Annotated in this window: 29 protein-coding genes; 8 read left to right on the top strand and 21 right to left on the bottom strand. The window is 36.3% G+C overall.

Annotation, left to right across the window (positions count from 1 at the left end):
* Window positions 1–56: 56 nt before the first annotated feature.
* The 9 genes from CIGNP103_RS06300 to CIGNP103_RS06260 form a co-directional block, all read right to left on the bottom strand.
* Window positions 57–353 carry a hypothetical protein gene (locus CIGNP103_RS06300; RefSeq protein ID WP_086268784.1) on the bottom strand — a complete coding sequence of 99 codons (297 nt, stop codon included), beginning with the start codon at window positions 351–353 and terminating at the stop codon, window positions 57–59.
* A gap of 310 nt (window positions 354–663) precedes the next feature.
* On the bottom strand, window positions 664–1,881 hold the full coding sequence (locus CIGNP103_RS06295; RefSeq protein ID WP_086226080.1) for a major outer membrane protein: 1,218 nt from the start codon (window positions 1,879–1,881) through the stop codon (window positions 664–666).
* 187 nt (window positions 1,882–2,068) lie between these two features.
* Window positions 2,069–2,365, bottom strand: coding sequence for a hypothetical protein (locus CIGNP103_RS06290; protein WP_086252752.1), 297 nt, complete (start codon window positions 2,363–2,365; stop codon window positions 2,069–2,071).
* Between the two features lie 50 nt (window positions 2,366–2,415).
* On the bottom strand, window positions 2,416–3,033 hold the full coding sequence (locus tag CIGNP103_RS06285; RefSeq protein WP_086241403.1) for a UPF0323 family lipoprotein: 618 nt from the start codon (window positions 3,031–3,033) through the stop codon (window positions 2,416–2,418).
* A gap of 52 nt (window positions 3,034–3,085) precedes the next feature.
* Window positions 3,086–4,204, bottom strand: a complete 1,119-nt coding sequence (locus CIGNP103_RS06280; RefSeq protein WP_086241514.1) for an N-acetyl sugar amidotransferase — start codon at window positions 4,202–4,204, stop codon at window positions 3,086–3,088.
* Between the two features lie 23 nt (window positions 4,205–4,227).
* Window positions 4,228–5,298 (bottom strand): chorismate synthase, encoded by a 1,071-nt coding sequence (gene aroC / locus CIGNP103_RS06275; protein ID WP_086241404.1) that lies wholly within the window; start codon window positions 5,296–5,298, stop codon window positions 4,228–4,230.
* Between the two features lie 3 nt (window positions 5,299–5,301).
* On the bottom strand, window positions 5,302–5,979 hold the full coding sequence (gene rnc, locus CIGNP103_RS06270) for a ribonuclease III (RefSeq protein WP_086226076.1): 678 nt from the start codon (window positions 5,977–5,979) through the stop codon (window positions 5,302–5,304).
* Between the two features lie 11 nt (window positions 5,980–5,990).
* The gene (gene rnhA, locus CIGNP103_RS06265; RefSeq protein ID WP_086232231.1) at window positions 5,991–6,416 is read right to left on the bottom strand and encodes a ribonuclease HI; all 426 of its coding nucleotides are present in this window, start codon (window positions 6,414–6,416) and stop codon (window positions 5,991–5,993) included.
* Window positions 6,394–7,401, bottom strand: coding sequence for a tetratricopeptide repeat protein (locus CIGNP103_RS06260; protein ID WP_086268783.1), 1,008 nt, complete (start codon window positions 7,399–7,401; stop codon window positions 6,394–6,396). The genes rnhA and CIGNP103_RS06260 overlap by 23 nt, the downstream gene beginning before the upstream one ends.
* A 60-nt stretch (window positions 7,402–7,461) precedes the next feature.
* Here CIGNP103_RS06260 and dnaG point away from each other — a divergent pair, with 60 nt between their 5' ends.
* The 3 genes from dnaG to CIGNP103_RS06245 are packed head-to-tail and all read left to right on the top strand — an operon-like array spanning window position 7,462 to window position 10,929.
* On the top strand, window positions 7,462–9,108 hold the full coding sequence (gene dnaG, locus CIGNP103_RS06255) for a DNA primase (protein ID WP_086268782.1): 1,647 nt from the start codon (window positions 7,462–7,464) through the stop codon (window positions 9,106–9,108).
* A complete protein-coding gene (locus tag CIGNP103_RS06250) occupies window positions 9,105–10,088 on the top strand; it encodes an ATP-binding protein (protein WP_086235633.1) in 984 nt (327 codons plus the stop codon). The genes dnaG and CIGNP103_RS06250 overlap by 4 nt, the downstream gene beginning before the upstream one ends.
* Before the next feature lie 7 nt (window positions 10,089–10,095).
* Window positions 10,096–10,929: a radical SAM/SPASM domain-containing protein gene (locus CIGNP103_RS06245; RefSeq protein WP_179187335.1), complete on the top strand. Its 834-nt coding sequence runs from the start codon at window positions 10,096–10,098 to the stop codon at window positions 10,927–10,929.
* Window positions 10,930–11,107: 178 nt separating this feature from the next.
* Here CIGNP103_RS06245 and CIGNP103_RS06240 read toward each other — a convergent pair whose 3' ends face one another.
* The 12 genes from CIGNP103_RS06240 to CIGNP103_RS06195 all read right to left on the bottom strand — a co-directional run bounded on the left by CIGNP103_RS06240 (window position 11,108) and on the right by CIGNP103_RS06195 (window position 17,933).
* Window positions 11,108–11,683: an NAD(P)H-dependent oxidoreductase gene (locus tag CIGNP103_RS06240; protein WP_086241408.1), complete on the bottom strand. Its 576-nt coding sequence runs from the start codon at window positions 11,681–11,683 to the stop codon at window positions 11,108–11,110.
* 52 nt (window positions 11,684–11,735) lie between these two features.
* Entirely contained in the window at window positions 11,736–12,878 is a 1,143-nt protein-coding gene (locus tag CIGNP103_RS06235) for an NAD(P)-dependent alcohol dehydrogenase (protein ID WP_086268781.1), read from the bottom strand.
* Window positions 12,879–13,033: 155 nt separating this feature from the next.
* Window positions 13,034–13,387 (bottom strand): cyclophilin-like fold protein, encoded by a 354-nt coding sequence (locus CIGNP103_RS06230; protein ID WP_086268809.1) that lies wholly within the window; start codon window positions 13,385–13,387, stop codon window positions 13,034–13,036.
* A 44-nt stretch (window positions 13,388–13,431) separates the two neighbouring features.
* Window positions 13,432–13,833: a MerR family transcriptional regulator gene (locus tag CIGNP103_RS06225; RefSeq protein ID WP_086252759.1), complete on the bottom strand. Its 402-nt coding sequence runs from the start codon at window positions 13,831–13,833 to the stop codon at window positions 13,432–13,434.
* Complete coding sequence (locus CIGNP103_RS06220; protein WP_086268780.1) at window positions 13,833–14,555, bottom strand: carboxymuconolactone decarboxylase family protein; 723 nt, start codon at window positions 14,553–14,555, stop codon at window positions 13,833–13,835. Before CIGNP103_RS06220 ends, CIGNP103_RS06225 begins: the two co-directional genes overlap by 1 nt.
* Window positions 14,552–15,001: a cupin domain-containing protein gene (locus tag CIGNP103_RS06215; RefSeq protein ID WP_086241412.1), complete on the bottom strand. Its 450-nt coding sequence runs from the start codon at window positions 14,999–15,001 to the stop codon at window positions 14,552–14,554. Before CIGNP103_RS06215 ends, CIGNP103_RS06220 begins: the two co-directional genes overlap by 4 nt.
* A gap of 277 nt (window positions 15,002–15,278) precedes the next feature.
* Window positions 15,279–15,455: a hypothetical protein gene (locus CIGNP103_RS08165; RefSeq protein WP_180381669.1), complete on the bottom strand. Its 177-nt coding sequence runs from the start codon at window positions 15,453–15,455 to the stop codon at window positions 15,279–15,281.
* Between the two features lie 92 nt (window positions 15,456–15,547).
* A complete protein-coding gene (locus CIGNP103_RS06210) occupies window positions 15,548–15,784 on the bottom strand; it encodes a hypothetical protein (RefSeq protein WP_086268779.1) in 237 nt (78 codons plus the stop codon).
* Window positions 15,762–15,917, bottom strand: a complete 156-nt coding sequence (locus CIGNP103_RS08160; RefSeq protein WP_180381803.1) for a hypothetical protein — start codon at window positions 15,915–15,917, stop codon at window positions 15,762–15,764. Before CIGNP103_RS08160 ends, CIGNP103_RS06210 begins: the two co-directional genes overlap by 23 nt.
* Window positions 15,910–16,272: a diacylglycerol kinase gene (locus CIGNP103_RS06205; RefSeq protein WP_086241414.1), complete on the bottom strand. Its 363-nt coding sequence runs from the start codon at window positions 16,270–16,272 to the stop codon at window positions 15,910–15,912. Before CIGNP103_RS06205 ends, CIGNP103_RS08160 begins: the two co-directional genes overlap by 8 nt.
* A gap of 14 nt (window positions 16,273–16,286) precedes the next feature.
* The gene (locus tag CIGNP103_RS06200) at window positions 16,287–16,928 is read right to left on the bottom strand and encodes a ThaI family type II restriction endonuclease (protein WP_086241415.1); all 642 of its coding nucleotides are present in this window, start codon (window positions 16,926–16,928) and stop codon (window positions 16,287–16,289) included.
* Complete coding sequence (locus CIGNP103_RS06195; protein WP_086241416.1) at window positions 16,929–17,933, bottom strand: DNA cytosine methyltransferase; 1,005 nt, start codon at window positions 17,931–17,933, stop codon at window positions 16,929–16,931.
* A 208-nt stretch (window positions 17,934–18,141) separates the two neighbouring features.
* Between CIGNP103_RS06195 and CIGNP103_RS06190 the strand changes: the two genes are divergently transcribed.
* From CIGNP103_RS06190 to CIGNP103_RS06170, 5 genes are all read left to right on the top strand, one after another.
* The gene (locus CIGNP103_RS06190; protein ID WP_086268778.1) at window positions 18,142–19,458 is read left to right on the top strand and encodes an MATE family efflux transporter; all 1,317 of its coding nucleotides are present in this window, start codon (window positions 18,142–18,144) and stop codon (window positions 19,456–19,458) included.
* Window positions 19,459–19,662: 204 nt separating this feature from the next.
* Window positions 19,663–20,133, top strand: coding sequence for a cytochrome c nitrite reductase small subunit (gene nrfH, locus CIGNP103_RS06185; protein ID WP_086225007.1), 471 nt, complete (start codon window positions 19,663–19,665; stop codon window positions 20,131–20,133).
* Window positions 20,134–20,191: 58 nt separating this feature from the next.
* Entirely contained in the window at window positions 20,192–22,048 is a 1,857-nt protein-coding gene (locus tag CIGNP103_RS06180) for an ammonia-forming cytochrome c nitrite reductase subunit c552 (protein WP_086268777.1), read from the top strand.
* Window positions 22,049–22,262: 214 nt separating this feature from the next.
* Window positions 22,263–23,243, top strand: coding sequence for an extracellular solute-binding protein (locus tag CIGNP103_RS06175; RefSeq protein ID WP_086268776.1), 981 nt, complete (start codon window positions 22,263–22,265; stop codon window positions 23,241–23,243).
* Between the two features lie 312 nt (window positions 23,244–23,555).
* Window positions 23,556–26,369, top strand: a complete 2,814-nt coding sequence (locus tag CIGNP103_RS06170; RefSeq protein ID WP_180381802.1) for a flagellar hook-basal body complex protein — start codon at window positions 23,556–23,558, stop codon at window positions 26,367–26,369.
* Window positions 26,370–26,450 lie beyond the last annotated feature (81 nt).

Here is a 26,450-nt window from a genome sequence, read left to right as displayed (position 1 = left end):
AAATCGCCGCTTTGTTCATCTGATAGTGATAAATTTAGAAAATAGATTTTAAACTATTAAACACTTTGGGCGATTTTTTTCATCTTAGCTAGTAGTTTTGATCGCTCATTATCATCTAAATTTCCATATAATAGCTGATTCATCGCTTGCATAAAGTCAAATGCAGCAAAGAGTTTGGCGTCATTATTTGCCTCTTTGGTGGCATTTGAGATGGCTGAGTTTATATCGCTAGAGTTGTTTTTTATCCCTTCTAAATTTTGTAAAATTTCATCAAATTTGCCACTTTCATCAAATTTGGCTTGATTTGTGGCTATTTTTATTAATTTTGTGGTTAGCTCATTGTCTATTGTCATATTCTAGCCTTGTATTGTGAATTTGCACAAGCAAATTTTAGACCAAATTTCACCATTAATTAGCTTGACTAAGAAGTAAAACAAATTTATTTTTACACTTATTAGAGTTTTGAAAGGTTGTTAAGTCAGTGCGTACTCAAAATTTTCGCCGTCGTTTCATCTATAAGATAAAACGCCTATTGTGAAAATTTTGTCGCAAAGCTGGGCTTAGCTCAGCTGCGAAGTAAGAAATATGGGTCACCCACTCAAGGAAACCACCCTAAAGGGGTCGCATTCGCTGGTTTTGTGCATGTGGGGCTTTGCTATAAAATTAAAAATTATATCTAGCCTCAAATCTTAAATGTTTATAATCTCCTGGATCTGAGTCTCTATTAATATATGAATACCAAGCTTTAAAATTTAGCTTTTTGCTATATTTATAATCCACTCTAGCTACGGTTTCATACTTATTGGTAGTTGAGTTGTTTAGTTTGTGTGTTACTTCGCCAGATACATAATCAGCACCTACTCTTACTTTGTTAGCAAATGTATAGCCAGCTTTTAAAAACCAATGTTTACCTTCGCCAGTTATGAAAGAGTATTCTAGTATATCTTCACCAGCGTCTATAAAACTACCTTGGTCTTCAAATGAGATTAACGACACTTTATCTGTATCAAACCATACATAACCAGCATTCGCATCAAAGCCAAAAGCTTTAGCGCCAGCTTCTATAGCTGCAAATTTAGCATCATCTAAAGGCACCCCTTTTAAACCAAAATTTTCTGCCCACATACTTGAAGTGGCATATTGAGCTTGCAAGCTTAGGTCTATATCAGCTATATTTGTTCCTATTAGTAAATCAGTAGCATATAGTTGAGCTACGCTATCAATAGCGGCATACCATAGTTGGAAGCTAACTAGATCATATGAGCCAATAGCAGCTACACTATAGAGATTTCTATCGGTTACATATTCTGGTTGCTTGTAGTTTTTCTTGCCGATTAAAAAATAATTTGTTAGAATATCACTATCATTTTGAAGGTTATCAAATGCCATACCAGTTAAAGTAAGCCCGTTAATATCGTTATTAAGCACTTTAATACCAGTACCTACCATATCATCAGTAAAGAATGTGCCTAGCACTTGGCGACCAGCTGTGATAGTAGTGTTGCCAGCTTTGTATCCTAGATAGAATTGGCGAACATTGAATGTTTGACCATAATTATCATAGCTAAAGCCTGTATCCTTTGTCCCTACCTGGGTAGCAGCGTTATAATTTTGGCCAGAGTTATCACCGCTATCATATCTAAAGCCGATAACGCCAAAGAAGTTATCATCTAAAGCAGATTGAACATTTATTTCAGATGTAAATCTATGCCTATTAATATCAAGAATATCATATTCACTATCATAGATATCATACCTATATCTTGAATACCCTGATATATCTATATTTTTAATAGTCTCTTCAAGCGTCTTAGCGTTTGATACGCTTGAGATGGTAGCTACGCTTATAATAGCAAATAAGCTTAGTTTGACTAATTTCATTTTTATCTCCATATTTAAATATAAATTTATAAATTGTAACAATTTATCATTTAATATTTACTAAAAATTTGATAAATTATTATCTATTATTTACCAAAATTTAGCAATCTTTATAAGTGATTAGTTTAAATCAATAGCGGTAAAATCACTAAATTTATTTGCTTATTAGCGGTAAATTTGGGCTATATTAAACGCTTTTTGCGATTTTTTCCATCTTAGCTAGTAGTTTTGATCGTTCATTATCATCTACATTTCCATATAATAGCTGATTCATCGCTTGCATAAAGTCAAATGCAGCAAAGAGTTTGGCGTCATTATTTGCCTCTTTGGTGGCATTTGAGATGGCTGAGTTTATATCGCTAGAGTTGTTTTTTATCCCTTCTAAATTTTGTAAAATTTCATCAAATTTGCCACTTTCATCAAATTTGGCTTGATTTGTGGCTATTTTTATTAATTTTGTGGTTAGCTCATTGTCTATTGTCATATTCTAGCCTTGTATTGTGAATTTGCACAAGCAAATTTTAGACCAAAATCTCATCCGCCAGTAGCTTGGGTTGAGCCACTTCCGCTTCCACCACCAAAAAATCCGCTTCTAGCGTTGCTACCGGCTTTTGTAGCAGAAGTTGCGGTGGAGGCTTTGTTAAAGCTATTTACGCTTCTATTGTATGCGCTTGGGTTGTTGTATGCGCCTTGGCGTGAGTTTTGGTAGGCTGGGTTATTAAAGAGTTTTGAGCCGATCCAACTACCTATGATCGCACCTGCTGCGCTAGCTAGGATCGCTTCGCCTAGACCTAAGCCACCATTTCCGCTACTTAAATTTGAGTTTGTCAGACCGCTTGTGCCGGCGTCTATTTTGGCGTTTTCTTCTTGAAGAAGTTTGTCTATTTCAGCTTGGCTTAATAATCTTTCACTCATTACGCCATTAGCATCGCTCTCACGCAAAAATACTCTTGTATCATTGCTTGGGAATTCATCTGCTATTTTATAGCTTCCATCGCTTGTTTTTTCTATAAATACGGTTGCGCCTTGTTTTTGGATAGTTTGGGCTGTGTTTGTGCTATCAGACTCGCCACATCCTGCTAAACCAAATGCTATTATAGCGCCCACACCGCTAGCTATGCTTATATCTTTTAATCTTTTGATATGCTTCATCTTTACCCTTTAAATTAAAGTGAAATTATAAAAATATAGATTAAATTCAAATTTAACTTATCTCATATTTTAGTTTATACTCGCCAAATTCATTTTTAGCAAATATATCTTTGTTATAGTGTTTTTCTATAATTTGCCAAAATTTGGATTTGCTAATGCCTATAAAATTACAAAAATCCTCCACGCATCTAGGGTCTAGTGCGTGGTCTCTCTCTTTGACTAGCTTTATTGCTTTATCTCTACTCATCAGTCCATATCTAACAAACCTAGCAGCGTAGTCAGTAGCCATGGCGTGGCCAAATTTAGGATATTTCATCCAAGCATGGACGATATATGCTACGCTATCTACTTGATCGAAATCCTCTACAGTGTGAGTTCTATCCCATTCGCTTTTTAAATCGCTAAAGCCTCTGCTTTTAGCAAAGATATAATTAGAGTATGAATTCCACTTGATAAAATAGCTTAAATATATAGGTTCAAGGCTATCTATATCCAAATTTGAGCTATTTGGGTCATAGAATAATTGTAGATCTTTAAGGTCTATATCTACGCCACTTAAATCAATATCGCTTGCTACGCCATTTAAAAATATATCTTTAGCGCTTGGAGTCTCTACTGCGTCGCTACCACCATACTCGTAGCTAACATTTTCGCCATATACCAAAAGCGGAGTATTAAATTTCGCCGCCATAGCAAATGGATAACTATATATAAGGCGATCTATATACCATGTTGGTTTGCCATATTTTTCAAATGTGTAAAGCATTAGGGCTTTTTGGGTTTTGATATTTGGTTTTAGAGATATTATATGACAACCAAATTCTTCACTTAAATTTCTTAAATTACTCTTACCAGCTTTTGTCATTGTGAAGTTATCCTCAACGCTAAACAGCACAGGATTCATCCCTAAAACCTCTTTTATGATATGGACTTGAAAGTGGCTATCCTTACCGCCACTTACAGCAATAGCGCAGTCATAGTCATTTTTGCCATTTCGACCTCTGTGTTTATCGCATAAAGCCTCAAGCTCTTTAAATCTAGATTTGTAATCGATATTTTTCTTATTTTCGTGATTTATACACGCACTACATTTAACTCTTCCATCATCTAGGGTAGTAAATTTAATCCCCGGTCTGCTATCAGGCATAACGCAAAAATCACAATATCGCATTACCCCCCCCCTAAAATCTCCATTCATCTATATATCCTTTTTAAATTATTTAAATTTGAAGTTGCGTTTAAAAGCAACATATCAGCTATAACTAGCCTTGCCATTGCCGTAGCTACCACGCTCCCACGCACTCCAATACATGGATCATGTCTGCCACGCAGCTGGCATATCGTCTCATCGCCATTTAAATTTAGAGTTGGTTGAGCCTTAAAAATGCTTGGCGTTGGCTTAAAATAGCTCTTAATCACAATATCACTTCCATTGCTAATACCGCCTAAAATCCCGCCACAATGATTGGTTATAAAGCCGCTTTTATCCATGTAATCATTATTTTGACTTCCAAGCATATTAGCCACGCTTATCCCATCTCCTATCTCTACACCCTTTACTCCATTTATCCCCATCATAGCACTAGCTAAAGCAGCATCAAGCTTATTATATAGCACTTCGCCTAGTCCAGCAGGGGCGTTTTTGATGATAGTTAAAACACTAGCCCCAAGGCTATCATTTGAGTTTTTGGTATTTAGTATTAGCTCTTTAGCGCTCTCTTCTGTGGATTCATCAGCCCAAAAAATCTCACTAGAATTCGCAAATTCAAAGTCGATTTTATCAGCTTTTATATCGCCAATTTGCCTTACGCAACTTTGGATATCTATATCAAATTCTCTTAAAAGCAACCCCGCAAATGCCCCACCAGCAACCCTTGCTACACTCTCTCTAGCGCTACTTCTACCACCACCCCTATGATCTCTAATCCCAAATTTAGCAAAATATGTATAATCAGCATGCCCTGGGCGAAATAGATCTTTGATATTATCATAATCTTTGGAGTGTTGAGAGGTATTAGCCACTATAAAGCCAATAGGGCAACCGGTGGTAAAACCATCATAAATTCCGCTTAAAATCTCTATCTTATCACTCTCTTTTCTTGAAGTGGCATATTTGCCACCGGGGCGACGCCTATCAAGCTCACTTTGGATAAAGCTCATATCAACTTTAATACCGGCTGGAATTCCATCTATAACCCCACCTATAGCTACGCCGTGACTTTCGCCAAATGTGCTTAATCTAAATTTAGTCCCAAATGTATTCAATAACTATCCTTTCATTGAATTTAATATCTCTAAAGCCTTTAAAGCGCAAGCCTGCTCGGCTGATTTTTTGCTATTTCCTATGGCTCTTGCGATCTCTTTGCCCTCTAATATCACCGCCATTTCAAAGCTCTTTTTATGATCTGGCCCACTTGAGCTTATTAGCTCATATTTTGGTGCTAAGCCTATCTTGGCTTGAGTGAGCTCTTGAAGAGTTGTTTTGTAATCTTTAGTTAGATTTAAGCTGATATCGGGGAAATTTGCTTCTAATAAAGCTATAAATATGCTCTTCACTTTTTCTAATCCACTCTCTAAATATATAGCCCCCATCAAAGCTTCTAAAGCATCGCTTATTAGGCTTTGTTTCTCTCTGCCGCCGTTATTTTCTTCAGCGGTTGAAAGATACAAAAACTCGCCAAGCCTAAGCTCTTTGGCTATCTTAGCAAGGCTATCTTCATTGACTAGTGAGGCTCTTAATTTGCTTAGGTCGCCCTCTTTTTTACCTTTAAATTTGTGATATAGATACTCACCTACTATCAAGTCTAGCACCGCATCACCTAAAAACTCAAGCCGTTCGTTATTGATAGAGCTTTTGATACTTTTGTGAGTTATGGCCTCTTTGAGCAAATTTATATTTTTAAATTTATATTTTAAAAGCTTTTGAATCTCTGTTAATTTATCCATAATAATCCTTTTTAATCCTTTGTAAGCTTCATCGCTGCATCTTTGGCTAGTTTGTCACATAACTCATTTTGTGGATGGCCGGCGTGGGCTTTGATCCAGTGGGCTTTGACTTTGTGAATTTGAGTTAATCTATCTATCTCTTGCCAAAGCTCTATATTTTTAACATTTTTAAAGCTCTTCTTTTTCCATCCATCTAGCCAAGAGTTAATCCCATTTGCAGCGTAGCTACTATCTGTGTAGAGATTGACAATACAAGGCTCTTTTAGGGCTTTTAAGCCATTGATGATGGCTAAAAGCTCCATTTGGTTATTTGTGGTATCTAGCACTGCTCCGCTATCATTTTTGGTATATTTTTCATACTCTAAGATATAGGCCCAGCCGCCATTTCCAGGGTTATTTAGGCAACTACCATCGCTAAAAAGAGATACTATTTTCATCGCTCTCCTTTATAACATTTGGGATAATAGCACAACTTCCTAGCCTAGCGCAGTGATTACACCGATAAAAAAATAGAGGATATGAACCTTTACACTCCTTACAGATATAGCTAAAACTTAAAGTAGCATTAAGGTTATTATCCCTAGCGACCTTTAAAAGATTTAGATTAAAATCAGTGATTTGAGCGTTATTTAGTCCCTTAGCGCCATAAAGTTCTTTATACTCATCATCATCTAAAACCCCATCATTTAGATACAAAATATCTAGGCAGTGAGCTAAATCTGGCTTTATATTTATTAAATTTACATCCTTGCCATTTATGATAAAAAGCTCTAAAATCATACGACTAACTAGCTTAAAATCATTAGCAAATTTAGCCATTTTAGCAACTTTTTCTTCAAATTCCATTTGGCTATTTTTAAGCTTTAGCGCCTTTGTATAGGCAATCTCCTGGGCGACATCTACGCCTTGTTCTTGTAATACATCAAGCACTTCTAGGCTCTTATCGTGCAATCTAAGCTTTTCAAATCCAAGCCCAAGGTGGCTAAGCGCATCAATATTTTTAGGACTAATCTTAATAGCTTCTAAAAATACTTCTATAGAGCGCTGCATAAATCCAGCTTTTAAATAGGCCTTGCCTAAATTTAAAAATATTAACTCTTTTTGAGATTTTGTGATTGCTTTTTGAAGGGCGATTAGATAAATGGCTATAGCTTTATTAAACTCTCCGCTTCTAGCAAAAATTCCAGCAAGTGCATTAAGTGAGCCTGAATCAATATCAAGGCGAATTAGCATATCTTGATATTTTTGGTCTAGATTGCTTTGAGATTGAAATTTATTGACAAATTTATCTATGCTATTTTTTTGATCTTTAAGCGAAAAAACTCCCCAAAAATAGCTAAAAATAGCTACCAAAAGAAGCACGCTAAAAAGCACAATAAGTCCAAAAATAGGATCTCTATACTCAATGAAAAAAAAGTCCAAACCAAACTACCTTGCTAAATTTAATGGCGATTATAGCTAAATCAATGTATAATCTCGCTTATGATATCTAAAAATAGTATAGAAAATTTAAAAAATATAGTTGATATTGCTGATGTTGTAGGCAGTTATATACCGCTTAAAAAATCTGGTGCAAATTTTGTATGTGTCTGTCCATTTCATAATGACAAGCATCCATCAATGTCTATAAGTCCTAGCAAAGGGATATATCATTGCTTTTCATGTAAGGCCGGTGGAGATGCGATTAAGTTTGTAATGGAGTATGAAAAATTAGGATATGTTGAAGCTATTGAAAAATTAGCAAGCATATATAATGTCGCATTAGAATATACAAGCAGCAAAAATGAATCAAAGATAGATAAGAAAATTTTAGAGAATTTAAATTTGCATTATAAGACGCTTTTGTATAAAAATCCTGAAGCTCTAAACTATCTAAAAAGTCGCTCCATCACTGATTCTATCATAGAAAAATGGGAGCTTGGCTGGGCGGCATCTTCGCAAAATACACTAAATTTACTTCAAAATGAAAATATCGAGCCAAAAGAGGCCTTAGAAGTAGGCGCTATAAAACAAAATGAGAGTGGATATTACGCTAGTTTTATCAATCGCATAACATTTCCTATATATAATCATCTTGGGAGTTTAGTAGGCTTTGGCGGTCGCACCATTAGCGATAATCCGGCCAAATATATCAATAGCCCACAAAGCCAAATTTTTGATAAATCTAAGATATTTTATGGCTATGATAAAGCTAAGAATGAAATATATAGATCACATTCTATTGTAATTTGTGAGGGTTATATGGATTGCATTATGCTACATGCTGCTGGGGTAAATAACGCTGTAGCAGTCCTTGGCACGGCTCTAACTCAAAAGCATATACCTTTAATACAGCGTGGAGATATCAAAGTAACTCTAAGTTTTGATAGTGATAGTGCTGGAATTAATGCAGCCTTTAAGAGTGCAAGGCTACTTATGGAGCATCAAATAGATGGTAAGGTAGTATTAATTAGTGGTGGCAAGGATCCAGCCGAACTAGTAGCAAGTGGCAGGGAGATGGAGCTAAAAGAGATATTAAAAGGTGGAATGGAGCTTGGGGAGTTTTATATAACTCAACTTGTAAAAAATTTAAATCCCAAAACCCCAATAGAGATAGCAAAATCACTAAAAGCTATTCAAGAGTTTAGCTTTGGTTTAAATCCAATTGTAGCTGATGCGTATGTGCCTTTAGTATCTACACTTTTAAGGATCGATCCGGGCTCATTTAGACTAAGTAAGATTGAAAAAAGAAGAGATAATTCAAATTTAGCAAAAACTCAAACAAATACTCAAATTCAAAATCTTCCAGTTATAGAAAAAAAGGATATCGCAGAGCTATCAATTTTAAAAAATATGCTTAAAAATCCTGAGTATTGTCAGATTGTAGAGCAGTATTATGGGGTTGAAATTTTTAAAGATAAGGCTACATATAGAGCAGTTACAGGTTCGCAAAGCCAAAATAATGAGCATATAAGAGAGCTAGAGTTAAGCCAAAATTTAGAAGAGTATAAGAGTGTAAATGAGCTTCATAATGCTATTAGGCCACTTGCTATTAGGTATTATGAAGGGCTTTTAAAGGGTGGCGGGCTTAGTATCGAAGAGATTATCGAGTGTAAAAAAAGAATATCAATTTTAAAAGGAAAAAGATGAAAAGAAAGTGTTTAGCACTATTTAGCGGCGGGCTTGATAGTATGCTAGCTATAAAATTAATTACAATGCAAGGTATTGAGGTTCATGCTCTAAATATAGATATAGGATTTGGCTCAGACCCAGCTAAAAATGAAACTCTAGCCAAAAGAGCAGCGATGGCAGGGGCTACATTTGAGAGTGTAAATGTGCGTAGCAAATATCTCCAAGATGTGCTATTTAATCCTAAATTTGGATATGGGAAGCAGTTTAATCCATGTATTGATTGTCATGGATTTATGTTTAGAACGGCTATTTCTATGCTTGATGATTATAATGCTAGTTTTGTAATTAGTGGAGAGGTCGTAGGCCAAAGGCCGATGAGTCAGCGAAATGATGCGATGGTACATGTCAAAAATCTAGCCGATGATAAAGATGATATAGTGCTTAGACCATTATGCGCTAAGCTTTTAAAGCCGACAATGCCAGAGCGTGAAGGCTGGGTAGATAGAGAAAAATTGCTAGGATTAAATGGTCGTGGTAGAAACGCTCAGCTAAATTTGGCTAAAGAGTTTGGATTTGATGAGTTTGAAAGCCCTGGTGGAGGCTGTCCATATACGATGGAGGGCTTTAGTAATAGAATTAGGGATTTTATCAAATATGATAAAAATATGAGCGAAGACGACCTTCAAAGCCTAAGATATGGCAGGCACTTAAGGCTACCAGATGGCGCTAAAATGATAATTGGCAGGGATCAAAATGATAATGAAAAGCTTGAGGCTTTAAAACTTCAAAAGATGGATAGTATAAATTATGATGGAATTATAGGAGCGCATAGTTTTATAGATAAAAATGCAAGTGATTTAGATAGAGCTTTGGCTGCAAAATTAGCAATTAGTTATTGCAAAAGCGAACCAAATGTAGTGTATAAAGCCAAAATAGGTGATAAGATTATAGAAGCCACAAAATGCGACAAGAGTGAAGCTGCAAAATATTTTATCTAGGATTGGCGTGGGTAAATTTCAAAAAGTTTATATAGAAATTGGCGATGTTTGTGGGTGCGAGTGTAGCTTTTGCCCATCTGTAAATTTAGCTAAATTTGGCTCTATGGATTTGGGGCTTTATGAGCGGATTTTGTCACAAATAAGGGGCAAGACAAGGGCGATTTGCCTTCATCTTTTAGGCGATCCGCTAGCAAATTTAAATCTAAATAAATATCTAAGCTTAGCTTATGATAATGGCTTTAAAATAGATCTAGTCACAACGGGCAAATACCTTAAAAAGCATGATTTTAGCGCACTTAGTAAGGCTCATCAAATTTCATTTTCTCTAAGTGCCTTTGTGGATAAAAATGCCAAATTTAGCGAAAATTATATAGATGATTTACTAGCTTTTTGTCAATTTACTCAAGAGATAAAAAGTGAAATTTTTATCAATTTTAGAATCCAAAAACATATGATAAATGAGCCTAAATTTGAGATGATTAAGGCTAAATTTGAGCAGTTTTTTGGGGTGAAAATCGGTTGTAATGAGAGTAGAGTTCGCCTAGCTTATAAGATATTTTTGGTTTTTAAAGAGTATTTTGAGTGGAGAGAGCCAAACTCGCAAAATCCAAGTAAATATTGCCACGGCCTAATCTCGCAAATCGGCATTAAAAGTAGCGGAATCGTGGTGCCTTGTTGCGTAGATGCTAACGCTAGGATAAACTTAGGCAATATCGGCCAAAATAGCCTAAATGAGATAGTAAATTCCCCCAAAGCTAAGGCTATAATAGATGGATTTAAACAGGGAAAAGCGATAGAAAATCTATGCCAAAAATGCGAATATAAGGCGACTTTGGACTAAATATCGCTTATTGTTTTGTAGTTTTTAAATCCTAATAAACTCATCCTTATCCAAGATAAAATTCAAATTATTTAAGCAAAATTTAAATTACAAAATTTTAAGCCAGAGAGCCTTAAATTTCAGCCCTATAACCTTTTTAAACCTAGCAAATTTAATCTATAAAATCTCTATCAATTCACTAAAAATTCGCTCTTATATGCGCTCTATACGCATTTACATACTCATCCACTTTTGGATTTTTTACCACATCATTACAGATGAAACTAGGTAGCGCTTTCATGCCGCAAAACTCCATTGCCTTATGCATAGCAAAGGTTACGCCATCGCACCCACGCCCTTCAAAAAACTCATTTTTATCATTAAAGGCCGTAATTGGCGCATTCCAAGTGGTGCTTATCATATATTTTTTATTCACCGCTATCCCGCCTGTGCCATATCCGTGCTCAGGGTCGCTTGCGTGCCTGCCATCGCTTTTTAGCAGGCTTGCTGCTGCAGCCATGAAAACTTCATCAAGGTATTTTTTTACTATCCAAGGCTCACTCATCCACCAGCTAGGATATTGCCAGATTATAGCATCCGCGCCCAGCACCTTTTTTGTCTCAGTTTCTATATCATAGCCATCATCTATTCTTGTGCGTAGAACTTCGCATCCTTTGGCTTTTAGCTCCTCATCTGCTATATTACAAAGCAGGGTGCTTAGCCTGCCACCGCTACTACCAAAATTTTTGCCACCATCTAACATTAATACTTTCATTTTTGCTCCTTTTTTGCGTCTTTTAGCAAAAATTTCGCTAATTTAAAAAAGCCTAAAAGCTTTTTGGGTCAATCACGAAGCGATATCTAGCTCTTTTTGCTACTACATCACGCCAAGCCTGATTTATCTGCTCGCCAGTGATTTTTACTATATTTGGGCGAACTCCAGCTTTAGCGCAAAACTCAGCCATTTCCGCAGTCTCTTTCATACCGCCAATTAAACTAGCATTTAAATTTACTTTTGTGCTAGCTAGATTTAAGGTTTGGGTTTTTTGGCTGAAATTTATAGGCATACCAACTAAAGTGAAACTACCAAAAGGCTTAACCATCGCAATATATGGCTCCATCTCAAATTCATAAGGAATAGTGCTAAGCGCAAAATCAAATTTAGCCCTAAACGGTGCTAAATCATCGCTGCTACGCACTAGCACGGCTTTTGCGCCCCAGCTCTCTATATCTTTGATTTTACTCTTAGTAGTTGTAAATGCTGTTACCTTCGCACCTTTAGCAATAGCGATTTTAATCCCAAGATGCCCTAGGCCACCAATACCGATGATCGCTACATTATCACCTTCTTTCATATATTTCATTATAGGCGAGTAGGTGGTGATCCCAGCGCACATTAGCGGGGCTGCCTCATCCCAGCTAAGCTCATTTGGAATATGGATAGTAAAATGCGAATTTACAACAAAATAATCACTATATCCGCCCTGGCTTATGCCAGTAGGCTCTTTAGGATATGGATACCCGTAGGTAAAAATCGTATTTGGGCTGTATTGCTCCTCGCTCCCAGCCGTAGCGATATCAGTGTTATCCACCATGCAGCCTACACCAGCTCGGTCACCGATTTTGAAGTTTTTGACATTTTTACCCACTTCACGCACTAGGCCCACTATCTCATGACCGGGTACTTGCGGATAAATTTGCTTACCCCAATGCCCTAGCTCTGTGTGTATATCGCTATGGCAGATACTAGCAGCCATCACTTCTATTAAGATATCATCATCGCCCACAGCTCTACGCTCAAATCTCCACGGCCTCAACTCGCCACTCTCATCAAAAGCCGCCCAACCTTTACAAGCGATATTTGGCTTAGATGCTGCGCCAAAAAGATTTGTACCAGCGCCGATTGCCACGCCAGCAACGGCTGCTTTTGCTAGGAATTCTCTACGCTCTTTGTTTTTGATTTCATTCATTTTTACCCCTTTAAAAAGATATGAAAAATTATAAAACATTACACCAAGTGTAAGTCAAGAGGTTTTGAGAAATTTAGAAAAATTTTGTTGAATTAAATAAGTTTTTGATAAATTTGTGGAATTCCTTGAAGTTTTGGAATTCCAAAAAATTCATATCATTTTAAAGATAGCCTTATCTCCACGCTGCTTGTGCCTAGCAGCTTTTTTAGTTCATCTTTGCTTATGCCATCTAATTTGCCAAGGCGAGTTAGTGACCATGAGTTTGTATCGTAGGCTAATACGAAAGTTTGACCGCTATAAAGAATTATATCGCAAGGCTGCATTGTGATTTGCTCATCATTTCGTGGCAACGGCGATGGTAGTTTGCCGCTTTTTTCAAAGCCACCATAATCACTAGCATTTATGATGATATCGCCTTTTTCTAGCTCTTTATATAGAGCCAAAGCCCGGCTATTTTCAGTCAAAACAGCCTTTAACTTTTGCTCATTTATGATAACAAAAATCTCCATTTTCTCTCCTAAAACCAAGCTAAAAAGACAAAAAAGCGATAAAATCACTCGCATTTTTTGCCACCTTTGGCGTGTGGGTCGCTTTTGGCTTTTATGGCAGTTTCGTAGAATTCAATTTTTTTATCCACGCAATCAAGCGCACCTTTTATCTCATCAAGCTCATTTAAAATTCTACTTTTTTCTTCTTTTATCATCGCTAGGCGAATTTCTAGCGTGCTATCGCCTTTGATAGCTAAATTTATATACTCTCTAAGCCGTTTAACGCTCATACCCATTTTACGAAAACGCACAACCCATTCTACCCACTCTATATCATTCTTGCTAAAATACCTAATACCGCTAGGGCTATGCTCAACCAAAGGAAAAAGCCCATTATCACACCAATAACGCAAAGTGCGTGGGCTTACGCCTGTTTTTTGTGAGACTTCTATGATTGTGTATGCCATTATTTGCTAGCCTCTATTACAGCGGTGGTGGCATTTAGTGAGCGTGGATAGCCTATAAGAGCGATATTTGCGTTGATTAGGGCGATTAATTTTTCTTTATTTAAGCCTTGAAGAAAAATAGCTTTTGCGTGAGCCTTCATCTGTGCTGGTGTATCTCCTTGAGCCGCTAAAAGAAAAAATGTGATAATCTCACGCTCGATAAGGCTTAAAATTTCAACCCTAGCATAGTAATCCCCAAAGCAATTTTGGCTTAAATACCTGCCGATTTGTGCGTAGTCGCCACTCATACTCTGCGTAGTAGCACTGCCAAAAAGCTCTATTTGTAAATTTTGCCCATTTTTAAGTCTATTTTCATCACTTTCTAGGGCAAAATCTGTGATTTTAACCCCTTTACGCTTATAAATTTCACTTGTAACAAAGATAAATTCCCTAATCCTAGCCATACCAAGATACGCCGTGCTTTGGCGTAAAAGCTCCATTATCTCATCAGCTTTTAACTCGCTTTTTTCTACTCTTTCTTGCCATAGCCTAACTGAACCAGATGCTATTATCGCAGCTAGATTACTAAGCTCAATCTGCCTAGGACTTAGGCCAGCTTTTATGGTATCATTTTTACTACTTTTCTCAAAGTTTTCAAATATCGCTTTAAGCGTTGTATCTTCTATATCTGCGCTCATCAAAACACCCCCAAACACCGCAAAAACAGCTAAAATCTTTTTCATTGAAGTTCTCTTAAAGCACTTTCAAACTCTTCGTCGCTTACTTTTTCTAGCCAAGTGGTTTTATTTGGCATACCCATTACTGAAATGTGTGCCATTTGCGTGGCTTTACCACCTGCGTGAAAATGCTTAGCGTCGCTATCTATTTTGATAATTGAGCCAGGCGTAGCTTTTATGGCTTTTTGCCCCTCTATTTTTACTACGCCCTCGCCACTTAGGATGATTAGCAGCTGACCCTTTTCGTGTGTGTGCCAATGCGTGCGAGAACAAGGCTCAAAGGTTACTAAGCTAGCATTAGCACTTCTGCCACCCTGTGCATCATCAAAGGTATTTAGATAGGTAGTGCCGGTGAAGTATTTGCTATACGGATTTATCTCACCACGCTCAAATGGCAAATCTTGCGAAAAAGCCGCAGCTGCTGTGCTAAGAGTTAAAATAGTTTTTTTCATTTTGCTTCCTTTAAAATTTATCTAAAATTATAAAACATTACACTAAGTGTAAGTCAAGAGAATTTATAAAAATGTTGTAAAAAAATGAATTAATATATTTTATATTAAACATTAGTTTTATAACTCATCTCTAAACACGCTTAAAGAGTGCTATATTAAGCTACAATCTATTTTTTGCTGATTTTCATCTATATAATAAAATAATTTTAACTTTAAAATTTACTATTTATATAATTTTAGTTAAATTTAGTCAAAACTAAATTTAACTATAGAGACTTTATCTAGTTTTTTGTAGAGCCTTAGCTAGATAGCTCTCTGTGCTAGTAGAAATATCAATCATAGGATAAAGATAGAAAATTCCGTGCGAAGTAAAACCAGAATTTGTATTTGCCAACTCATTTTGACTTAACTCATCATAAAGCGCATACTCAAATTCTACTAAAAACTCAATCAAACCAATACTATCAAAAAGTGCTTCATTTGAGCCAAAAAGATTTAGCTCAAATGACTATTTAAATTTAAAAACCAAGGACGAATTAGAAGCACTTATAGCGAGGCAATGACTCTAATACAAACACAGTGTTGCCCTGGTGTCGGAGCAAACTCGCTACTTTCATCAATATCAACAATTTTAAAGCCATTTTGGATTAAATTTGCTTTAAATATATCTTGGTCTATAAATCGTCGGTAGTGACCATCGCTGATGAACTCACGCTTGCTAATGGCTTTGCCAATACCAAATTTACTATCATTTATACTTCTAGCCTCTACAACAAAAGCCAAATTCGATCAAGCTTGCTTTGTTTTTATTGCGCAAAAAATTATTAAATATAAATTTAGCAAATTTGCTAGGCTCTTTAATTTCATCGTGTTCTAAGCTATAAAACTCATCCCAATAGGCACTATCTCTAAGCATTACTCACCGCCCCAAAAAGTATCACACCCCAAGCTAGCACCGCCGTGCAAATAGATATAAATACAGCCGCACTCCCACAATCCTTAGCTACCTTAGCTAGTGGATGAAAATCAGGACTAACAAGATCTATACAAGCCTCAATAGCGCTATTTAAGCACTCCATCGCAAGGATAAAAAGCAAGCTCATTCCAAGTATAATTTGCTCTATGCTACTAAGTGGCAAAAACCAAATAGCTATAAATAAAGGAGTAATTATAAATAACTCAATGCGAAATGACTTCTCACCACGCCACATTGCCTTTATGCCACTTAATGCGTATAGTGTGTTGCTATAAAAATGGTATTTTGGCTTCATTTAACTCCTTTAATTTAGTAATCTTCTATCCAAGCATCTAGCCATTTTGTATAGATCTCTCTATAATCAATATTTTTCCTAACAAAATTTATATCAATACATTTTGTGTGACTTGATTGTTCTAGCATAGCAAGGGCTTCAGTTGTAATCTCTACGCCTCTTGAGTTTGTATTGGGTTTTGGCAATTTTATATATCTATCTTTACCAATTAAATTTAATATTTCTAGTTGAGATTTTTTAGAAAATAATAATAATTTGCCTTGAGAATTCCAGCAAATCTTAGCTATCATCATAGCGCAAGATGGTTGATATCGTTCCTTAAATTCAGTTGCTTTTTGATGATCTACAGTCCAGATTAGTTTAATTGGCATCCAAGATTTATTTTGTGTTGTCATTGTTTTTATAGATAGTGGTTCATTATTTACTATTACATCAATTTCAGGTGCAGTTATTGGAATATTTGGATCTACGATATCTATGCCAAATTTATACATTAAAAGTGCTATGAGAATTCTCTCTCTAACAGAGCCTATTTCCATGCCAAGTTTGCCATTTCTTGAGCTTTCTAATTCTGCTAATTGAAATAGATGAGGTAATTTATTTTTAACCCTTTTTATAATTAGCTTATCATCAAATAGTTTATCATAAATACTCATTTAAGCGCCTTGTTGATTTAAAATATCTTTTAACATTTGTGCTAAGTGCCATGCAAATACTGGAGCAACGGCGTTACCAACTTGTCTATATGCGTCTGTAGTGGATTTGATAAACTCAAAATCATCTGGAAATGTTTGGATTCGTGCAGCTTCTCTTGCCGATAATCGCCTTGGCAAACTATAGTGAAATTCGATATTACCGTGATGTTCGGCTCTCATTGTTGGAGCTGGTTTATTGGCTTTTGTGATGGTGTTGCCTTGTTTGCCTTGACATAATTTAGCCTTCGAGTAACCGCTATTTGGCAATGAGTTATGTATGCGATCATCTTCTAAATCGCCAATCGCTTCTTTGATTGTAACCCAAGGCCTTAAATTTGCATTCAAATCTGCTGAATGTGTAGGCATAGGCCAGTTTAATTTAGCCTTTATATCATTTCTTATTCCAATGATTATAACACGCTCTCTAGTTTGTGGTACGCCATAATCTGCAGCATTAAATAGTTTATATTTTACTTCGTATCCAAGTTTTGTAAAATCGTCGGTAATGGTTTTAATAGCTAAGCCATTTTCCCATGATATTAATCCTTTGACATTCTCAGCTAAAAATAGCTTTGGTTTTAGTCGTTTGATAGTTTTGGCCATACTTTGGTATAGTTTTCCTCTTTGAACATGTAAGCCTTGCCTTTTACCAGCTAGGCTAAAATCTTGACAAGGAAACCCGCCTATTACTATATCAGCGTATTTTGGTAGTTTAAAATCATTATCAAACAAAGAGTTATTTTGATGATTGTTATCTAAAATATTTACAATATCACCACATATCACATGTGTGTTTGGAAAATTTAATTTTAGTGTTTTGGTGGCTTTTTCATTGATATCATTAGCCCAGATAATTTTAAATGGATTTTTATTATAATCTTTACCAAGATAGCAAAATCCTCCACTAATTCCCAAATCCAAACCACCGCATCCGCTAAATAAAGAGACAACTGTATAATCTTGCACTGCTTTTCCTAAATATAAATTGCATGTTATATCCCAATAGCTAAAAATTATGTTTTATAGAGATTTGTCATAATTTTGAGCCAGAATTATATCTAAAATAAATTTAATATTACAATCAAATAATCATAAATTTAAGTTATAAATAAAATATATTTTATATTAAATTTGATAAAATAATGGGTTCAAAATCATATAATTAGGCGGTCAAATGTCCTCTAAGCAACTATCTTTAAAAGCCCTTAGCGTGCCTATATTTTTTGAATTATTTTTGCGGTATTTATCGCTTATTATCAACACCTTAATGGTCGCAGCGCACTCAAATTTCTTAGTTGGTGCTATGGGTGTGGGTAATCAAATTTTAGATATTTTTATCACGATTTTTACCTTTTTAAGTATTGGTTGTTCAGTAGTTATAACTCAAGCTATCGGCGCTAGGGATAAAATTTTAGCCCGCAAAGCCATCCATCAAAGTCTATTTTTAAACTCTATTTTAGGGCTATTTTGTTCTGTTGGGATAGTTTGGCATGGTGAGTTGATTTTGGAGCTAATGAATGTCCCAAAAGAGCTAATGGCTCAAAGCTCAATCTATCTATATATGCTTGGAATTTGCCTATTTTTTGATGCGGTTGGGATAGTTTTAGCGTCGATAATTAGGGTTTATAATAGAGCTTATAGCGTTATGTTTGTTACTATTTTGATGGATGGAGTTACACTTATTGGCAATTATTATGTATTGAATTTCACCCAAAGTGAGCTTTTTGGTGTGGGGTTATCTACTATAATCGGCCGTGTGGTGGCTATAATTATTTTGATATTTATACTCATTTATATACTGAAATTTATACCTAAATTTAGTGAATTTATCAAGCTTGAAAGAGCTGTTATAAACAAAATTATCAAAATCGGCGGCTGGGCGGCTGGGGAGAATCTACTTTGGATAGTCCAATACACAATCGCATTTGGTTTTGTCGCTAGTTTGGGCAAAGAGAATTTAAGCGTTCAAACTATCTATTTTCAAATTTCGCTATTTATAATGTTGATAGGCCAAGCAATCAGCGTGGCCAATGAGATTATAATTGGCAAATTAGTCGGCGCTAAAAAGCTACAAATAGCATATAAACACACTTGGCGAGCCTTGTATGTTAGCGTTTTGGCATCATTTTTGGTAGCATTTGCTAGCTTTGTAGCCCAAGATGAGACAATGAACGCACTAAATTTAAATCCAAGCTTAAAAGAGCTGATGATACCGCTATTTACGCTATCAATCTTCCTTGAAGTAGTAAGAACATTTAATATTATAATGGTAAATTCACTTCGTGCTAGTGGCGATGCGAGATTTTGCTTTTTTAGTGGAGTGGTGTTTATGTTTGGGGTTTCGTTGCCTGTGGGATATATTTTATGTTTTAATTTTGGGCTTGGCATTTTGGGAGTTTGGATTGGATTTTGTGCTGATGAGGCGCTTCGTGGATTTGTAAATTCTTGGCGTTGGAAGAGCAAAAAGTGGCAAACCAAAGCCGTTGTATAAAATAAGATAAAAAATATATTAATTAAAATTAAACTAAATTTAGGCGAAAAAAATGTGAATATTGAGCCTTTAAACCATCGTAAAATCGACTTTAAGTTTATTTTTATTGACAAACAAATTAAATTTCATTACAATTTCATTTACATTTTTATCTTTTTGGGGAAGGAGGATAAAGTGCAAAGTAGTAGTAAAAACTCTACATTTATGTGGTTTTTAGTTGTTGTAGCTATCATTATCATAGCTGCTGGATATACTTTTTACAATGCTAAAGGTATGTCGTATTTTAGCGATGATAGTGCCGCTTGTAATAACTGCCATGTAATGAATGATGTATATGCTAGTTGGCGTAAAAGCGCCCACTCAAGAGAGATAAACGGCAAGCCAATAGCAAGCTGTAATGACTGCCATTTGCCTAATGAATTTGTAGATAAATGGATAGCCAAAGCCCAAAGTGGCGTATCTCACGCTTATGCATTTACCTTTAAGCTAGATGATTTACCGCAAAATTTCACTGCAACTAAAATGAGTAAAAATATGGTTCAAGCAAACTGCGTTCGCTGCCACTCTCAAATGGTATCAGTAGTGGTAAATCCAACAACAAAGATAAATCATGCTAATGAGCAGCTAAGCTGTGTTAAATGTCACGCTAGTGTAGGCCACACTCGTGGATTTTAGGCTGATTTATGAACTTTGGCAACAAAGTAAATTTAATTTCACAGAAAGGATATAGAGTATGAAAAAGGCTCTTTTGGCGATATTAGCCATTATTGTTTTGATCGGCTTTGTTTTATTTAACAAAGACATCTCAAGCAAAAAAGCTCAGCCTGATATGGCTGGTGCAATCTCTAAAGATGTGGTGACTATGAGTGATGATGATCCACGCTTTAATGTCTGGGGTAAAAATTTCCCTGAACATATGGATATGTATCAAACAGTCGAAACCGAAGCACCGTTTGAGACTGAATTTGGCGGTAATCACTCTTATTCTAAATTGATTAGATATCCGCAACTTACAATTTTATGGGCGGGATATCCATTTTCAATAGATGCAAATGAAGAGCGTGGCCACTTCTGGATTCAAGTAGATCAAATGGATACAGCAAGAAACAATAAAGATTTCTTAAATTCACATGGTTTTGCTGCTTTTAATGGTCAGCCAGCTGCTTGTATGAATTGCCATAGTGGTTGGACAAAATGGCTAGAAAATAACGCTGCTTTAGGTGATACTCCTCGTGAAAAATGGGTTTCATTTAATAGTGCTAAATACTGGACAATGGTCAAAAATATACCAGCTCTAGAAGGCATCACAGAAAATAGCCCAGAACACAGCGGCCCTCATGGCGGTAAAAGAATGGGTGTTGCCTGTGCTGATTGCCATGTACCAAATACAATGGAACTTCGTGTAACTCGTACAGCTCTAATTAACGCTTTAACAAAATGGAGAGGCTATGAGCCAGATCCTGTAACAGGTGTGAAAGCTACTAGAAGTGAGATGAGAAGCTTAGTTTGTGCGCAATGCCATGTTGAGTACTATTTCCGCCCAACAGGTGAAAAAGTCAAAACTATCGGTGAATCAATCGCTAGTGATACAGATAAAAAATGGTGGAACGGCACTCAAAAAACTTATGATGAATTTGATAGCTGGAGAGATGGCAACAAAGCTACTGAAATTGAAGTTGCTGGTATCGAGCTAGTATTCCCATGGAAACAATGGGGTAAAGATAAACCATTTAGAATTGAGATGTTTGATGAGTATTATGATGAGAATGTAACTCGCTCTATATTCCCACAAGATTGGGCTCACAAAATTACAAAAGCACCAATGCTAAAAATCCAACACCCAGAAACAGAGCTATACTCAAGTTCAGTTCACGCAGCAAATGGTGTGAGTTGTGCTGATTGTCACATGCCTTATGTAAGAAAAGGCTCAAGCAAAGTGACAAATCACAATGTTACTTCTCCGCTTAAAGATATTAACGCTGCTTGTAAAAGCTGCCACACTCAAAGCGAAGAGTATTTAAAAGCACAAATTAAAGATATCCAAAGATCAATCGCATTTGACCTAAGATCAGTAGAATACGCTACAGTAAGTCTAATCAACGATATCAAAAATATGCGTGATAGACTAGCTGCGCTTCCTGAGTTCCAAACAGATGGAAAAGCAGATGACAAAAAAATCTCTGCAGTATTAAAAGAGGTTTTAGAACTACACAGAAAAGGCCAAATGAGAGGCGACTTCGTAGGTGCTGAAAACTCAACTGGTTTCCACAGTCCAAGAGAAGCTAGTAGAATGCTACTTCAAGCGCTAGAAATGGCTAGAATGGGTCAAACTAAACTAGCTGAAATAGCGCTACAATATGGATTTAGCGATTTTAAAACTAGCAATTTAGGTTTTGAAGATATCCAAAAGTTAAATCCAGGTGAAATTCGCTACAAAGTAGATCTAAACGACGCTCGCCAAAGCACAGCTAAAGGTCATAAAGCTGGTGATAGATATTATGAACATGATAATATCAATGATGGCCCAAATGCGAAGCTTTTAGAGCTAGACAAAAACAACAAACCTTATAATCATAAGGTACTTGACTAATCTATAAGCTAGATAGGGCGGGGCTTAGGCTCCGCCTCTTATATTTATAAATCAAATTTCATTCTATTAAATCTAATAATCATAATACAACTATTATCACTTTTTATATCAATAAAAAAGAATTTATAATTTTGTTCATAATTTTGATAATTAATATTATCATAAGTCTTCCTTAGCTACTATTTTACAACTAAATCAACAAAAGGAAAAATAGATGAAAAAATTACTTTTAACTGCGGCTTTTGCTTGTATGGCTTTAGCTAATGAGATAAATTTATATAGTGGCAAAGGGCTAGATCCAAAACTTGCTAATATGTTTGAATCCCAAACGGGAATTCAAATAAATATCATAAAAGATAAAGAGCAAATGGCTAAAATGAACGCACCAGACTCTAAGGCTGATCTATTTATGGGTATGGATGTAAGTACATTTGCCAAATTACAAAATGATGGCAAGCTTGCTCCAGCTAAATCTAAAATTATAGATAGTATCGTCCCAGCAAATTTAAAAGATGAAAATAATGAATGGATAGGGCTATCTAAAAGAGCTAGAGTAATCGTCTATGACAAAAAGGCAATTGATCCAAAACTAATCCAAAATTACGAAGATTTAGCAAAACCAGAGCTAAAAGGCAAGCTATTAATGCGAACATCAAATGTCTCATTTAATAGATCCTTACTAGCTTCTATCATTGCAAATGATGGCGAAGATAAAGCCAAAGAGTGGGCCAAAGGCACTCTAAATAACCTAGCTAGAGATCCAAAAGGCGGCGATAGAGAACAGGCTCGTGGCGTATATGAAGGAATTGGAGCAGTAGGCGTGATGAATAGCTACTATATTATCACGCTACTAAATTCTAAAAAGCAAAGCGATCAAGAAACGGCCAAAAGTCTAGGCGTAATATTCCCTAATCAAGATGGCCGTGGAACGCATATTAATATCACTGGAATCGCCCTTTTAAAATCTAGCCAAAACAAAGATGCAGCAATTAAATTTATCGAATTTATGCTAAGCAAAGAGGCTCAAGAAATTTTAGTATCCACAAGCCACGAATACCCAGTAAATAAAGATGCCAAACCAAGTAAAGAGATTGCAGCATTAGGCAAATTTAAAGAAGATAGCATATCGCTTAATAAAGTTGCTAATGAGCTAGAAAACGCACAAAAAATCTATAAAGAACTAGGTTGGAAGTAATCTAGTACCATTAAAAGCATTATACTAGTAAGCTGTGGTGATTTTATATTTTTATGGTGCAACTAGCCACGGCTAAAGCCTTGCTTTGTGGAATTTGTTTTAAATTTGCTTTTTTATTATATTTAGTAATGCCACAAGGCAAACCCATTATATCCTATTTTTTAAGATCTTTTTATGATTTAAATTTGGCATATCATTAAATAGGCGTAACAATCTTACGCCATTACATAAAATGCCTCAAAAATTAAAATTTGGAATGCTATTTGCTTAATAAGCCAAAATTAAAATAAATTCTAACACAAAGGATAAATTATGATGGGAGCATTATGGTCTGGAGTTACTGGTCTTCAGGCACACCAAGTAGCGATGGATGTCGAAGGTAACAACATCGCCAATGTAAATACCGTAGGCTTTAAATACTCTCGTGCGAGTTTTGCTGATCTATTTAGCCAAACTCAAAAGGTAGCCACCGCCCCACAAGGCGACCTAGGTGGTAAAAACTCTATGCAAATTGGCCTAGGCTCCACGGTTAATACAGTTACTAAAATCTTTAAACAAGGTACAATCCAAACTACTGATAAACAAAGCGATATGGCTATCCAAGGCGATGGGTTTTTTGTCGTATCAGCTGATGGTGGCAAGACCTATATGTATACTAGAAATGGCGACTTCAGCCTAGACTCTCAAGGTAATTTCGTAGATCGTAACGGCTATGTAGTCCAAGGCTGGATGAGAAACGAAGATACCGGCACCATCGATCCTACTAGCCCATTAAGCAATATCATAATAGAACCTGGTATGGCTATGGAGGCTAATCCTACTAGTGAGCTAGCTATAATAGCCAATCTAAACTCAGGCTCAAACATCGGAGCTAAAAACTCACCTATCTATACTCTAGACCATTATAATGATTTTTTAGATGCTAATGGTAATGGCCTATGGGAAGATGGCGAAACTAAGAATCCAAATGACCTAAGCAACAACACCTACTACATAAACTCAAATAAAGAAGTAGCAGTAAAAGAAGCCGGCGTAGACCTAGGCGTAGTATTTAACGGCTCAGGTGAAGGGCTAAACCTAAGAGAAGGCCAAGGTATATGGGTTAGCTACGCTGATGCAAAGGCTACATTTGGCGAACTTCCAAATAATGCTGGGCAAGGCACTAACAAATATAAGCTACATATCTCAATCAACGGTATAGAGATACCAGCTACTGAGTTAACTAAGATGGATGAAGTAGTCAAAAAGATAAATGACTATACGCCTCAAACTGGAGTTATAGCTACGCTAAATGGTGATAAAGGAATTCAGCTAACAAATACAAATAACCAAGGCACTACCGATGCTACTAAAAATATCAAGATTAAAAAACTAGAAGGCGATACCACATCTATCCAGACAACTAGCGTAATCACAGCCTATAAGTATACCTACTCTTCAGGCGCTGGAAAGACTGCTGATCATAGCTACAATGACGGAGCTGCTAGAGTGGTAAAGACTACAGAGGATCTAAGGCGTGCTATGCAAACAGATGCTAGAGAGTATGTCAACTACGCTGGTAAGAATGTCTCAAATGCAGTAAATGGTGCTACATACTTTGTAAATGCTGTTATAGCTAGGATTAATGAAAATAGATGGAATGGTGGTCCTGTAAATAATCAACAACAATTAGAAGCAGCTATAGCAGCACTTAATGACGGTATAACAGATGGTCAAGCAATATTTAATAACCTTAAAGGTAAAGGCGTAATATCTGAGCCAATTTCAGAATCAGCTGTTGCATCTATAAGTAAGATTATATCTGATATAGACGCTATCGGTCTTGACGCTGGTAATCAATACAATAGTGCAAATGATATAATAGAAGCCCTAAAAGCTCTAATAACAGATGATAAGCTAGCGCAAATGGCTCAAGATGAGTGGGACTCTCCGCTAGATGCTGATGGTATTGGTAACTTTAATAACAATACTGCAAATAATTTGCCTGCCCCAGAAGCAGATGGCTCTCATGCTAATGGCACATATAGAGATATAAATTTAAATGATGGTGTGCAAGTAACTGTAAATGAAAAAGGACAATTTGTCTTTAGAAATCCAGCTGGTGATGCAAGCTACGGCCAAAATGATGGACACACTACGGTTAATCAAGCTCAACAAGGTGGCACAGATGTAAAAGATAGCGCAGATGCCTACACTGATACCAATGGTCAAAAGAAAACACCAGCAAATGCAGACACATACACCAACGACTACGCTATGCAAATAGCAGTAAGCGGCTATAGTAATGCAGCTCAAAATGTAAATGAAAACTCAGCTCTAGCTGATGTATTTAAGGCTCTTGGTGGGAGTCTAGCCACAGGTACAAGTGAAAAGGTATCAAGCAACCTAACAATGTCTAGCCACGCAGCTACTACTGAGATATATGATAGCCTAGGGTCTAAGCATGAGATTAAATTTGAGTGGAGAAAGGTAAGCTACAGTCCAGAAAATGGAACCGAGTGGTCAGTCCTAATCCAAGTCCCAGAACCAGGTGTACTAAATGCTGATGGTAGCGGATTTTCTAATGTAGTATCTGGTTCAGCTAGATTTAATAATGATGGAACCTTGCTAGGATTTACACCTACTACTTTATCATTTACGGCAAATAACGGCTCAGCACCAGGACAAGGTATAGAGCTAAACTTTGGTAAAATCGGTGACTCTAATGGCCTAAGAAGTAACGACAACCCAAGCGCTACTGATAATATAATCCAAGATGGCTATACTGCTGGTAACCTAGTAGGTACTAGAATCGATGAGGCTGGTACTATCATAGGTAGCTTTAGCAATGGTAGAAGCTTTGGACTAGCACAAGTAAGCCTAGCAGTCTTTAGTAATAACGAAGGCTTAGAGAGTAGATCTGGAAATATATTTAGCCAGACTGCCAATAGTGGCGATCCTATCTTTGGCGCAGCTGGAACTAGCAGGCGTGGGACTATTACAGCAAGTGCTTTAGAGATGAGTAATGTGGATTTAAGTAGGGCGCTAACTCAGCTAATCGTAGTCCAAAGAGGCTACCAAGCCAACTCTAAAACAATAACCACAAGCGACCAGATGCTTACTAGCTTATTACAAATCAAACAGTAGGCTAGGTAACATTGCGGGGACTTTCCCCGCTTTTATCGATATAGAGCTTTTGCTAAATATTTAGCAATATTTTGAGTTTAA

It is taken from the genome of Campylobacter sp. P0103 (assembly GCF_002139545.1).
GTDB classification, from domain to species: Bacteria; Campylobacterota; Campylobacteria; order Campylobacterales; family Campylobacteraceae; genus Campylobacter; species Campylobacter devanensis.
The sequence above is the reverse complement of the archived record's forward strand: the minus strand, read 5'-3'. Positions and strand labels throughout refer to the sequence as shown.

Excerpts from the sequence above, each read along its gene's own strand:
- CIGNP103_RS06175 (WP_086268776.1), top strand. The coding sequence starts at position 22,263 with ATGAAAAAATTACTTTTAACTGCGGCTTTTGCTTGTATGGCTTTAGCT.
- CIGNP103_RS06280 (WP_086241514.1), bottom strand. The coding sequence starts at position 4,204 with ATGCGATATTGTGATTTTTGCGTTATGCCTGATAGCAGACCGGGGATT.
- CIGNP103_RS06285 (WP_086241403.1), bottom strand. The coding sequence starts at position 3,033 with ATGAAGCATATCAAAAGATTAAAAGATATAAGCATAGCTAGCGGTGTG.
- CIGNP103_RS06290 (WP_086252752.1), bottom strand. The coding sequence starts at position 2,365 with ATGACAATAGACAATGAGCTAACCACAAAATTAATAAAAATAGCCACA.
- CIGNP103_RS06300 (WP_086268784.1), bottom strand. The coding sequence starts at position 353 with ATGACAATAGACAATGAGCTAACCACAAAATTAATAAAAATAGCCACA.
- CIGNP103_RS06295 (WP_086226080.1), bottom strand. The coding sequence starts at position 1,881 with ATGAAATTAGTCAAACTAAGCTTATTTGCTATTATAAGCGTAGCTACC.
- CIGNP103_RS06230 (WP_086268809.1), bottom strand. The coding sequence starts at position 13,387 with ATGGAGATTTTTGTTATCATAAATGAGCAAAAGTTAAAGGCTGTTTTG.
- CIGNP103_RS06240 (WP_086241408.1), bottom strand. The coding sequence starts at position 11,683 with ATGAAAGTATTAATGTTAGATGGTGGCAAAAATTTTGGTAGTAGCGGT.
- rnc (WP_086226076.1), bottom strand. The coding sequence starts at position 5,979 with ATGGATAAATTAACAGAGATTCAAAAGCTTTTAAAATATAAATTTAAA.
- CIGNP103_RS06200 (WP_086241415.1), bottom strand. The coding sequence starts at position 16,928 with ATGAGTATTTATGATAAACTATTTGATGATAAGCTAATTATAAAAAGG.
- CIGNP103_RS06220 (WP_086268780.1), bottom strand. The coding sequence starts at position 14,555 with ATGAAAAAGATTTTAGCTGTTTTTGCGGTGTTTGGGGGTGTTTTGATG.
- CIGNP103_RS06250 (WP_086235633.1), top strand. The coding sequence starts at position 9,105 with ATGAAAAGAAAGTGTTTAGCACTATTTAGCGGCGGGCTTGATAGTATG.
- CIGNP103_RS06190 (WP_086268778.1), top strand. The coding sequence starts at position 18,142 with ATGTCCTCTAAGCAACTATCTTTAAAAGCCCTTAGCGTGCCTATATTT.
- CIGNP103_RS06225 (WP_086252759.1), bottom strand. The coding sequence starts at position 13,833 with ATGGCATACACAATCATAGAAGTCTCACAAAAAACAGGCGTAAGCCCA.
- rnhA (WP_086232231.1), bottom strand. The coding sequence starts at position 6,416 with ATGAAAATAGTATCTCTTTTTAGCGATGGTAGTTGCCTAAATAACCCT.
- CIGNP103_RS06235 (WP_086268781.1), bottom strand. The coding sequence starts at position 12,878 with ATGAATGAAATCAAAAACAAAGAGCGTAGAGAATTCCTAGCAAAAGCA.
- CIGNP103_RS06215 (WP_086241412.1), bottom strand. The coding sequence starts at position 15,001 with ATGAAAAAAACTATTTTAACTCTTAGCACAGCAGCTGCGGCTTTTTCG.
- CIGNP103_RS06180 (WP_086268777.1), top strand. The coding sequence starts at position 20,192 with ATGAAAAAGGCTCTTTTGGCGATATTAGCCATTATTGTTTTGATCGGC.
- CIGNP103_RS08160 (WP_180381803.1), bottom strand. The coding sequence starts at position 15,917 with ATGCTTAGAGATAGTGCCTATTGGGATGAGTTTTATAGCTTAGAACAC.
- dnaG (WP_086268782.1), top strand. The coding sequence starts at position 7,462 with ATGATATCTAAAAATAGTATAGAAAATTTAAAAAATATAGTTGATATT.
- CIGNP103_RS06170 (WP_180381802.1), top strand. The coding sequence starts at position 23,556 with ATGATGGGAGCATTATGGTCTGGAGTTACTGGTCTTCAGGCACACCAA.
- CIGNP103_RS06205 (WP_086241414.1), bottom strand. The coding sequence starts at position 16,272 with ATGAAGCCAAAATACCATTTTTATAGCAACACACTATACGCATTAAGT.
- nrfH (WP_086225007.1), top strand. The coding sequence starts at position 19,663 with ATGTGGTTTTTAGTTGTTGTAGCTATCATTATCATAGCTGCTGGATAT.